The 10,474-nt window shown below is 64.9% G+C and carries 11 protein-coding genes and 2 pseudogenes (1 of these 13 cut by a window edge); 6 read left to right on the plus strand and 7 right to left on the minus strand.

The features are described 5' to 3' along the window. Positions 1–106: 106 nt before the first annotated feature. The 3 genes from B384_RS0108350 to B384_RS0108360 are packed head-to-tail and all read right to left on the minus strand — an operon-like array spanning position 107 to position 2,144. A complete protein-coding gene (locus B384_RS0108350; protein WP_019482661.1) occupies positions 107–763 on the minus strand; it encodes an energy-coupling factor transporter transmembrane component T family protein in 657 nt (218 codons plus the stop codon). Beyond that, a complete protein-coding gene (locus B384_RS0108355) occupies positions 760–1,476 on the minus strand; it encodes an energy-coupling factor ABC transporter ATP-binding protein (protein WP_019482662.1) in 717 nt (238 codons plus the stop codon). Before B384_RS0108355 ends, B384_RS0108350 begins: the two co-directional genes overlap by 4 nt. A 20-nt stretch (positions 1,477–1,496) precedes the next feature. Continuing rightward, complete coding sequence (locus B384_RS0108360) at positions 1,497–2,144, minus strand: biotin transporter BioY (RefSeq protein WP_019482663.1); 648 nt, start codon at positions 2,142–2,144, stop codon at positions 1,497–1,499. A gap of 150 nt (positions 2,145–2,294) precedes the next feature. Here B384_RS0108360 and B384_RS21290 point away from each other — a divergent pair. After that, positions 2,295–3,892: pseudogene (locus B384_RS21290) on the plus strand (ABC-F family ATP-binding cassette domain-containing protein). Here the strand turns inward: B384_RS21290 and B384_RS0108370 are convergent. The 3 genes from B384_RS0108370 to B384_RS18325 are packed head-to-tail and all read right to left on the minus strand — an operon-like array spanning position 3,889 to position 5,414. Next, positions 3,889–4,728, minus strand: coding sequence for an SURF1 family cytochrome oxidase biogenesis protein (locus B384_RS0108370; RefSeq protein WP_019482665.1), 840 nt, complete (start codon positions 4,726–4,728; stop codon positions 3,889–3,891). The pseudogene B384_RS21290 and the gene B384_RS0108370 overlap by 4 nt on opposite strands. Next, positions 4,729–5,007, minus strand: coding sequence for a hypothetical protein (locus tag B384_RS0108375; RefSeq protein ID WP_019482666.1), 279 nt, complete (start codon positions 5,005–5,007; stop codon positions 4,729–4,731). Next, on the minus strand, positions 5,004–5,414 hold the full coding sequence (locus B384_RS18325) for a DUF3099 domain-containing protein (RefSeq protein WP_083850888.1): 411 nt from the start codon (positions 5,412–5,414) through the stop codon (positions 5,004–5,006). The genes B384_RS0108375 and B384_RS18325 overlap by 4 nt, the downstream gene beginning before the upstream one ends. A 150-nt stretch (positions 5,415–5,564) precedes the next feature. On the opposite strand from B384_RS18325, the gene fabG reads away from it, so the two are divergent. Beyond that, positions 5,565–6,302 (plus strand): 3-oxoacyl-ACP reductase FabG, encoded by a 738-nt coding sequence (gene fabG / locus B384_RS0108385; protein WP_019482668.1) that lies wholly within the window; start codon positions 5,565–5,567, stop codon positions 6,300–6,302. A gap of 61 nt (positions 6,303–6,363) precedes the next feature. Further along, positions 6,364–7,107 carry an SDR family oxidoreductase gene (locus B384_RS0108390; protein WP_019482669.1) on the plus strand — a complete coding sequence of 248 codons (744 nt, stop codon included), beginning with the start codon at positions 6,364–6,366 and terminating at the stop codon, positions 7,105–7,107. Positions 7,108–7,177: 70 nt separating this feature from the next. Here B384_RS0108390 and serB read toward each other — a convergent pair whose 3' ends face one another. Then, positions 7,178–8,062, minus strand: a complete 885-nt coding sequence (gene serB, locus B384_RS0108395) for a phosphoserine phosphatase SerB (protein WP_019482670.1) — start codon at positions 8,060–8,062, stop codon at positions 7,178–7,180. 186 nt (positions 8,063–8,248) lie between these two features. On the opposite strand from serB, the gene B384_RS0108400 reads away from it, so the two are divergent. From B384_RS0108400 to B384_RS0108410, 3 genes and pseudogenes are all read left to right on the plus strand, one after another. Continuing rightward, on the plus strand, positions 8,249–9,040 hold the full coding sequence (locus B384_RS0108400) for an ABC transporter ATP-binding protein (RefSeq protein WP_026041057.1): 792 nt from the start codon (positions 8,249–8,251) through the stop codon (positions 9,038–9,040). 18 nt (positions 9,041–9,058) lie between these two features. Next, complete coding sequence (locus B384_RS0108405) at positions 9,059–9,838, plus strand: sulfite exporter TauE/SafE family protein (protein WP_019482672.1); 780 nt, start codon at positions 9,059–9,061, stop codon at positions 9,836–9,838. Continuing rightward, positions 9,835–10,474 (plus strand): annotated as a pseudogene (locus B384_RS0108410) (TrmH family RNA methyltransferase); it runs 164 nt beyond the window's last position. Before B384_RS0108405 ends, B384_RS0108410 begins: the two are co-directional and overlap by 4 nt.

Here is a 10,474-nt window from a genome sequence, read left to right on the forward strand (position 1 = left end):
TTTTTGGGGCGCCTGCCGTTTTCTGCTGCACTAGCCGTTTTTTGGGGCGCCTGCCGTTTTCTGCTGCACTAGCCGTTTTTTGGGGCGGCTGCCGGTTCTTGCTGCGCTAGCCGGTTTGGGCCGGTCCGCTGGGGTCTGCAGCGACCGGTTCTCCGAGACCCCGGGCCGCCAGCGCCTCGCCGGTCTGGTGGGCGTAGGCGACGGCGCCGATCACCACCGGGATCACCAGGGCCCGCGGGTTCCGTTCCAGACCGCGGGCCTTGGCCGCGTCCCGGACGTCCGCTACCGAGCCCACAAGATACGGGAGGCTCCGGGTCATCAGGGCAAGCGTCAGGCCGAACCGCTCGGGGTCGGCGCCCAGCCGCCGAAACGGGACGGCGAGGGCGACTAGCCCATCCAGGAGGCGTTGGCCCTCGGTGGTCAGGGTCAGCAGGCGGGCCGCGAGGAGGCACGTGGTGATGTTTCCCACCACCTGCAGGGCCGGTTCCGGGCCGTTAGCGATGATCTGGTAGCCGCCGAGGATCACGAGCATGGGCCAGACCGGCACCAGCGGTCGCCACAGGTGGATCGGGGGCAGACGTGCACCGAACAGGTAGCCAACTGCCACCAGCCCAAATGCGACGGCGGTCAGCGCCAGTAGGTTCACCACCAGCACGCTCGTGGACAGCAGCAGTACAGCCAGGCCTTTCACCCACAGGGGAGTCCGGTGGAACAAAGAATCACCGGCGACGTAGGTGCCGAACAGGCTGCCGTGGCCCCTCATGGGCGGTGTTCCGGCAGCGGGTCCGCCTCGAGATGCATCCTCCGGTAGTGGTCGATCGCTGCGCCGGGGTCGCCGTCGAACACCAGCTGTCCCGCGTCGATGACCAGCACCCGGTCGCTGTCCCGGGCGAAGTCGAGATCATGGGTGGTGAAGACCACCTGCTGGTCCAGTCCGCGAAACACGCTGCGGACCCGGCGCTCGTTGCGGAGGTCAAGCAGGGTGGTGGGTTCGTCTGCGACCAGGATGGTCGGGTCGACGGCGAGGACCGTGGCCAGCGCCATCAGCTGCCGCTCCCCGCCGGAGAGGTCGTAGATGCTTTGCTCTGCCAGCGGCCCCAGCCCGAACCGCTCCAGGACGGCCAGGGCCGCGGTTCGCCGTTCGGTAGGGTTGCGCAGCCGAGCCCGCAGCGACAGCTCAACATCCTCGAGCCCGGTGGGCATCACCAGTTGGGACAGGGGATCGGTAAACACGAATCCCACCCGCTGCCGGACCGCCCGGCCAGCCTTGACCGTGTCGAGTCCTGCCACCAGGACACTCCCGGCGGTTGGAGGGATCAGCCCGTTGATGAGTTTCAGCAGAGTCGACTTCCCGGACCCATTCGCGCCGATGACCGCGATCCGACGCTCGGACAGTTCCAGCGTCAGCGGCGCCAGAATCAGTCGCGCACCATCCGGGCCATCGACGCTGACCGCAGCACCCTCGAAAACGATCATCGGCTAGCTGTTCCGGTGGCTCACGTGGCCGTCACAGAAGCATTCCGGCCTGAGCCAATCAACCGGGGGAACGCCCGGTGCACACTCAACCCGATCGCTGCTGCAACGAGGTTCTTCACCACGTCGCCGGGCAGGTAGATCAGGTCGGCGAGGATTGCGGTCACGAAGTCCAGCTTGCCGTTAATCATCAGGCCAGCAATCCCGAGGGTGTGGACCACCAGCAGGCTGGTCACCATGCAGGCTGCGAACAGGGCGGCATACCTGAACCGGCGCACCCGGGCCAGGACGAGACGGGCCAGGAACCCGGCGACGAGTGCGGCAAGAGGGAACGCCAGAAGGTAGCCGGCCGACGGGCCAGCGAGGACACCCACGCCCCCCGAAAAGCCAGCGAAGATCGGCAGACCAGCCAGGCCTACCGCCACATACAGTGCCACTGCAGCGAAGCCTCGGCCGGGTCCAAGGACAATTCCGGTCACCATCACGGCGAGAGTCTGTAGGGTCAGGGGTACCCCGAGCGGGCCGGCGGGGATAGCAGGTAGGATTGCTAGAGCGGCCACGAAGGCCGCGAAGACCGCGATCAGCGAAAGATCTGTGGCACTCCAGCGGCGCCTGGCGTGAGTGGGAGTACCCACAGCGGCGGCCGCGGGAGCCTGATTCTCCAGATGCATGGTGACTCTTCCTGTTAGTTATCGACAACAGTGTGCCGTCACTTACTGAGATTAGTGCCACCAGTTCTTATTTCGCTTGTAGGTTTCCTACAAATTAGGCATCCAGCAAACTCCGATGATGCGGAACCGTTCCATCGAAAGGCCACGTAATTGATTACCGTCTCGAACTTAGAGCTTCGCGCGGGAGCGCGCCTGCTTATGGATGCGGTGTCATTCCGTGTTGACCGCGGGGACAAGATTGGTCTGGTGGGTCGAAATGGTGCCGGCAAGACCACTCTGACCCGGGTCCTAGCGGGGGAGGGTCTGCCGNNNNCGGGTCCGTCACCCGAAAGGGCGAAATCGGGTACCTGCCCCAGGACCCGCGGACACCCAATATGGAGCAGCTGGCCCGGGACCGGATCCTTTCGGCGCGGAACCTCGACGTCGTCGTCACCAAGCTGCGGGCCGCCCAGGAAGACATGGCGAGCGACAACAATTCGGTGCGCGACAAGGCGATGGCCCGCTACGACCGGATCGAAGCGGAATTCCTTGCGCACGGCGGGTACGCCGCCGAAGCGGAGGCAGCCGCGATTTCCTCGAACCTCGCCCTGCCGGACCGGATCCTGAACCAGCCGCTGAGCACCCTCTCCGGTGGTCAGCGCCGGCGTGTTGAACTTGCGCGCATCCTGTACTCGGGCGCGGAGACCATGCTCCTCGATGAGCCAACCAACCACCTTGACGCCGACTCCATCACCTGGCTGCGCGAGTTCCTCAAGAACCACCAGGGTGGCCTGATTGTGATCAGCCACGATGTGGACCTGCTTGAAGCGACGGTGAACAAGGTGTTCCACCTGGATGCCAACCGCGCCACGATCGACATCTACAACATCGGCTGGAAGCGTTACCTGCAGCAGCGCGAGACTGATGAACGCGCGAGGAAGCGTGAGCGCGCCAACACGGAGAAGAAGGCCCAGGTCCTCATGGACCAGGCCAACAAAATGCGGGCCAAGGCCACCAAGGCAGTTGCTGCGCAGAACATGGCGAAGCGTGCGGAACGCCTACTGGGCGGGCTGGAAGCGGTGCGCGCGCAGGACCGCGTTGCTGCGCTACGGTTCCCCGAACCGTCCCCGTGCGGCAAGACTCCCATGACCGCCGAGGGGCTCAGCAAGTCCTACGGTTCGCTGGAGATCTTCACCGACGTCGACCTCGCCATCGACCGCGGATCGAAGGTAGTGATCCTCGGATTGAACGGTGCTGGCAAGACCACCCTGCTGCGGATGCTCGCCGGCGTCGACAAACCGGACACCGGCGAAGTCATCCCCGGGCACGGCCTGAAGGTGGGCTACTACGCCCAGGAACACGAAACCCTCGACACTGAGCGGACCGTCCTCGAGAACATGCGCTCCTCGGCACCGGACATGAAGGACGCCGAAGTCCGCGGTGTCCTCGGGTCCTTCCTCTTCACGGGCGACGACGTCGACAAGCCTGCCGGGGTGCTCTCCGGTGGTGAGAAGACTCGACTGGCTCTGGCCACCATTGTCGCGTCGTCAGCCAACGTGTTGCTGCTTGACGAACCGACCAACAACCTGGACCCCGCCAGCCGTGCCGAGATTCTGGGGGCGCTGCGTAACTACAGTGGCGCCGTCGTCCTGGTCAGCCACGATGAGGGAGCGGTTGAGGCGCTCAACCCCGAACGGGTGGTGCTGCTACCCGACGGCGTCGAGGACCTTTGGAGCGATGACTATCTCGACCTGGTGACGATGGCCTAATAGCCGCGCGCGTCGAGGTAGGCGTCTTCTTCTTCCTCGGCGGTGGGGCGGCGCTGGCGTCGCGATGGCAGGGCCGACGAGATGGTGCCGTTGGCTTCTGCGGCCTCTTCTTCGTCCGTCCGCTGCTGCTGCCGGGCGGCGTAGCCGAAGCCGACGAACAACAGGCCGCCGAAGGCGAACCACTGCATGGAGTAGGACAGGTGCGGTCCGGCGTCCAGGGACGGACGGGGGAAGATCCGCGGCGAAGTCGCCGGTGCCGGGCTTTCGGCTGACATCAGCCCGTAGGCACCCGTCTGAAGCTCGTAGTCGAGGACCTCGTCGTACCGTGCCAGGTTGATGGACGCGATCTGGCCCTCCGGGGCCCCGCGATCCAGCTGCGGCTCACCCGGCTTGATCCTCGCCGTTACGGTGACCTCGCCGTCGGGCGGCTGAGGGAAAGCATCGGGACGGCCCGCCGCATCATTGCCGATCGGTAGCCAACCGCGGTTGATAATCACCGCTGACCCGTCCGCCAGTTTGAGCGGCACCAGCACTTCGTAGCCGGGGCGTCCGCTGAAGGGACGGTTGCGCACCACCAGCTGGTTGGCCGTGTCATAGGTTCCGGTCAGCTCAATGGGCAGCCATTCCTCGGCAGGGTCAAACGATCTGAAATCGGCGGTGTCCGCTGCATACGGGACGGCCGGCTGGTCATAGTTGGCTTCGATCCGTTGGATCGTGTCGGCCAGCTGGTCACGACGGTCGAGCTGCCACATACCGAGGGAGCTGCACGCGACGGCGAGCAGGACCACGAGGGCAAACCACCCCAGCCAGCGGGGCGAAACGAGAAAACGGTACATCTATGCTGTGTCCTCGGCTGAGCCCGCCAAGGGCAGGGTTTCCTTCCACAGATCACGGGTCTGCAGGTAGTTCTCCAGCCAGTCGCGGTGCTCCCCACACGCGACCCAAATTTTCCGGCGTTCTGGCGTGTGGATTTTTGGGTTGTTCCATAGCAGCTGCCAGGTTGCGGGCAGCCGGCACGCCTTGCGTGAGCACACGGTCTCGGCGGGCCGGCCGCCCGGCTCCTGCGTGGTTCCTGGGGCAGCGCTGAGCTGCTGCAGCTGGTCAAGAAGATTCATACGGTGGGACGTCCCCTGTACAGCTTGTCGTTGGTGGTGGCCGGCTCGACGTCGTCGTCAATAATTTCGCCCTGCAGCACGTCGTCGGTTGGCTCAGGGGACACCGGGGCCGCGGTCTCAAGAGCGGGGAGGGGCACATTATCGATCAGCGACTGGCTGTGGGGCAGGTCGCTGGTGTCGGACCCACCGTTAGCGAAGATCACCGCGAAGTACGGCAGCACCACCGCACCAACGATCACCACCCACTGCAGCCAGCCCTCAACGAAAAACACGAGGACGATGCAGACGAGACGGATACCCATCGAGATGGAATATTTGATCATTCGCCCGCGTATTTCATCGCTGTGGGCGCTTCGCGCATCGGTAATACTGTGGACGTCAGCGCCATGCCGGATTTGCTTGCTCATCACACTCCAAGGGACCTTTATATTGTCTCACTCAGTGCCCCAAGATGTTAAAAGCCTGGCAGCCACCAAAGGTTCCCCCGGCGGCTGCCCTTCGCCACATTCTTGCAGTTCAGCAGGTCCCAGCTAGGATCGGCAGGGATAGTTGGAGCAATGATTCTGGAGGAATCCGTGGCAGACGCCGAGCAGGGACGCAGTGTTTTGGTAACCGGAGGCAACCGCGGCATTGGGCTTGCCATTGCGCGAGCCTTTGTTGAGAACGGTGACCGGGTGGCCATTACCTACCGCAGCGGGGAAGTTCCTGAGGGACTTCTCGGCGTGAAAGCCGACGTCACCAGCGAAGCGCAGGTCGACGCCGCGTTCACCGCCGTCGAGGAAGCCCACGGCCCCGTCGAGGTGCTGGTCGCCAACGCCGGGATGACCCGTGACACGCTGCTGCTGCGGATGAGTGAGTCGGACTTCACCGACGTCATCGACACCAACCTCACCGGCGCGTTCCGCGTCATCAAGAGGGCTTCGAAGGGGATGATCCGCCTCCGGAAAGGCCGCGTGGTGCTGATCTCTTCGGTGACGGGGCTGTACGGTGCGCCCGGGCAGATCAACTATTCGGCGTCGAAGGCGGGCCTGATCGGCATCGCCAGGTCGCTCACCCGCGAACTGGGTTCGCGGGGTATCACCGCGAACGTGGTGGCTCCGGGTTTCATTAACACCGATATGACCGCCGAGCTGCCCGAGGACACCCGCAAAAACTACCTCGCCACCATCCCGGCCCGACGGTTCGCTGAGCCGACCGAGGTGGCCAACGTGGTGCGGTGGATTGCCAGCGACGACGCCGCCTACATCTCCGGAGCGGTCATCCCCGTCGACGGTGGACTGGGCATGGGCCACTAACAGCACAGCGTTTATCACCCGTTTTCACTGACTAATGTTTCACCGACTAAGAGGAGTACCTATGGCCGCGTTGGATGGCACAACCGCAATCGTCACCGGATCATCACGCGGAATCGGGGCTGATGTCGCGAAACTGCTCGCAGACCAGGGCGCCGCCGTCGTCGTCAATTACCGCCAGAAGGCACCGCGCGCCGCGAAGGTGGTGGCGGGGATCGAGGCCGCTGGCGGGAAGGCGGTAGCTGTTGGCGCCGACCTGACCACCGCTGAGGGGTCAGCGGCGCTGATCCAGGCAGCGGTCGACAACTTCGGGGGTCTGGGTTTGCTGGTCCTCAATGCGTCGGGCGGGATGGAATCGGGAGTCGAGGAAGACTATGCCCTGAAACTGAACCGCGACGCGCAGGTCAACATGCTCCGCGCAGCGATGGACGTGATGCCGTCGGGCTCCCGTGTGGTGTTCATCACCAGCCACCAGGCGCACTTCATCAACACGGTTCCCACGATGGCAGCCTACGAGGCCGTCGCTCGCAGTAAGCGGGCCGGTGAGGATGCCCTCCGCGAGCTGCTGCCTGAGCTGGAAGCCAAGGGCATCACCCTGGTTGTGGTTTCCGGCGACATGATCGAGGGAACCGTCACGGCAACCCTGCTGGACCGGGCCACCCCCGGGGCGATTGAAGCGCGCCGCGAGCAGGCCGGGCGGCTCTACTCGGTCGCCGAGTTTGCCGCTGAGATCGCGAAGATGGCCACTGCCGATGTCCCCAGCGGACACACGGAGTACGTCGGCGGCTACGAGTACTTCACCAAGTAGCCGGTTCCTTCACCGCCCCAGGATTGGGTCCTGGGGCGGTGAAGTCCATCAAGAGTCAGCCCGGTCCAGGTCAGTACCGGCTGAAGTGCCTGACCACGTCCAGGTAGGGCAGATCGATCGAGGCGTCCGCAGCCGCACGGACTGCGGGCTTGGCGTTGAAAGCCACCCCAAGCCCAGCCGCGCCAAGCATGTCGAGGTCATTGGCACCGTCCCCGACGGCGATGGTCCGCTCCATCGGCACGCTGGCCTCCGCAGCCCACCGCCGCAGGGCCCGTTCCTTGGCTGCGCGGTCCACTACCGGGCCCACGACCTCACCGGTGAGATGTCCGTCGTCACTGACGCCCAGTACGTTGGCCTCCGCGAAGGTCAGGCTCAGTTGGGCGGCCAGCGGGTCGAGTAGCTGAGTGAAACCGCCCGAGACTGCGGCAACCGCGTGCCCTGCCGCCAGATAGTGGCGGACCAGCTCCTCAGCGCCGTCGCTGAACTCAATGACCGATCCCACCTCGGCGAGGACACTGACCGGAAGGCCCTTGAGCACCGCCACCCTCGATCGGAGGCTCTGGGTGAAATCTATTTCGCCGCGCATCGCCGCGTCGGTGACGGCGGCGACCTCAGCCTCCCGGCCAGCGTGGGCAGCCAGCAACTCAATGACTTCCTGCCGGATCAAGGTGGAATCCACGTCCATGATGAGGAGCTTTCGTCCCTCGTCAACCAGTGGGGGAGGGACGACGGCGCAGCTCAGGTCACCCGTCAGGTGGGGCTGCACAGCGGTCCGCAGGTCGGCGGCGTCGCCGTCGAACGAGACGAAAACGGTGGACGCCTGGAAGCGTGAGCTCCCCGAGTTCTCGAGTTCGATGATCTGGGCACCGGTGTTCTGGACGGCACCCTGGACAGCGATCAGAAACTCATCCGGAAGCTGCACACCGTAACTGACGACACCGAATTCCCTGGGCATAATCCTCCACTTTCACCATTGGTCTTCAACCGCAGCGCGGTCAGCGCCACCAAGCCATTATCGCCGGGCGCCGGGCGGGCCCCGAAATCAGTTCCCCGGACGACGCCGGCCGCTCATCCTGCCCACCGGGCGCCGGGCGGGCGCCGTTTCGCGTTTGCTGCGCTAGTTGGCCTAATGTCTAGTGCTATGAGTGATGTTCTTGAGTTAGCTGGGGTAAGCCTTGTCCGGGGCGGCAAGACGCTGTTGGACAGTGTGGACTGGCAGGTCAAGGACGGCGAACGCTGGGTGATCATGGGCCCGAACGGTGCAGGCAAAACCACCCTGCTCCAGATCGCCGGCGCCCGCATCCACCCCACCCAGGGTGTCGCGGGTATCCTGGACGAAGTTCTGGGTGCGGTGGATGTCTTCGAGTTGCGTCCCCGCATCGGGCTCGCCTCGGCGGCCCTCGCCGCCCAGATACCCGAGCACGAAACCGTGCTCAACGTGGTGGTCACCGCTTCCTACGGGATCACCGGACGGTGGCGGGAGCAGTACGAAAGGCAGGACGCCCGCCGCGCCTTTGCCCTGCTCGATGCGTGGGGCATGTCCACCTTCATGAACCGGCCGTTTGCCTCCCTCAGCGAGGGCGAACGCAAGCGCGTCCAGATCGCCCGGGCCCTGATGACCGACCCGGAGCTGCTGCTCCTCGACGAGCCCGGCGCCGGGCTGGACCTCGCAGGTCGTGAAGACCTGATCACCCGGCTCACTGCCCTGGCCCAGGACGAGGAATCACCGGTCATGGTGTTAGTGACCCATCACCTCGAAGAGGTGCCACCGGGATTCACCCACGCCATGCTGATGCGCGACGGCGCGGTAGTGGCTTCCGGCCCGATCGAGACCGTATTCACCGAAGAGCACCTCAGCGCAGCTTTCGATGTGCCCCTCGACGTCCGCCACCAGGACGGCCGCTACACGGCTGTCGCCCGTTCCCGCGCCTAGCGACCGGTACGCCTGCTGATGGAACTGCTGCAGGGTGCCCTCATTTTTGTTGCCGGTCTCTGGGCCGGTGCCATCAATTCGGTGGTGGGCTCCGGCACGCTTGTCACCTTCCCGGTCCTGCTCGCCCTGGGATTCGCCCCGGTCACGGCGACCATCAGCAACGCGATGGGCCTGATCGCGGGCGGTGTATCGGGAACCTGGGGGTACCGTCGTGAACTTGCCGGTTTGCGCTCTACCATCCTTCGCCTGCTTCCCGCCTCGGTTCTCGGGGGTATCACCGGTGCAGCTCTCCTCCTGAATCTGCCGGAACAGGTCTTCGAATTCGCGGCGCCAATCCTGATCGTCATTGCCCTAGGGTTTGTGATCTTCCAGCCCGCGCTGCAACGCAGGGTGCTGCTCCGGGCTGAACGCAAGGAGTCCACCCGGGCCCACCCCGTGGGGCTGACCATCCTCGTGTACCTGGCGGGCGTCTACGGCGGGTATTTCGTCGCAGCTCAGGGCATCCTGCTGGTGGGTATCCTCGGCATTTTCCTGCGCGGCACCATCCAGAACGCCACCGCAGTGAAGAACCTGCTGGTGCTCGCCGTCAACGTGGTGGCAGGCATTTCGTACATGCTCTTCGCGTTCGACCGCATCAACTGGTGGGTGGTTCTGGTCATCGCCGTCAGCTCACTCATTGGCGGCTTCTTTGGTGCGGTGATCGGACGCAGGCTACGTCCGGCAGTGCTGCGGTCGATCATCGTGACTCTCGGCCTGATCGCCCTCTACATCATGGTCGCCCGGCTGGTCACCGGATGAGCATCCACCGCCTGACCGACCCCGCCGACCCGCTGGTGTCGGACTACACCTCCCTGACCGATACACAGCTCCGCCGACGACGGGAACCCGCCGAAGGCCTCTACATTGCCGAAAGCACCAAGGTGCTCCGGCGAGCCGTCGACGCCGGCCACACCCCACGGTCCTTCTTTCTCACCGACAAATGGCTGCCCGATCTGCAGGACCTGCTGGAGCGTTTCCCCGCGGTCCCCGCTTTCATCGGCACCGAACAGATCCTCGAACAGATCACCGGGTTTCATCTGCACCGTGGTGCGCTGGCCGCCATGGACCGGCCCCGTCCGCTCGACCTCGATGGGGTACTGGAGGGCGCGCACCGGATCGCTGTCCTTGAGGACATCGTCGACCACACCAACCTCGGCGCTATCTTTCGCTCCGCTGCGGCACTCGGTGTGGACGCCGTCCTGATCAGTCCGCGCTGCGCCGACCCGCTTTACCGGCGTGCAATCAGGGTCAGCATGGGCGCCGTTTTCCAGGTGCCATGGGTGAGATTAACCGAGTGGCCTGCGCAGCTCGGCGATCTGCAGGAGGCAGGATTCGTGGTTGCCGGCCTCGCCCTGGGGGACAAGACCATCGCCCTGGACGACCTCAGCGCCGCCC

It is taken from the genome of Arthrobacter sp. TB 23, from assembly GCF_000294595.1.
Lineage (GTDB): Bacteria > Actinomycetota > Actinomycetes > Actinomycetales > Micrococcaceae > Arthrobacter_D.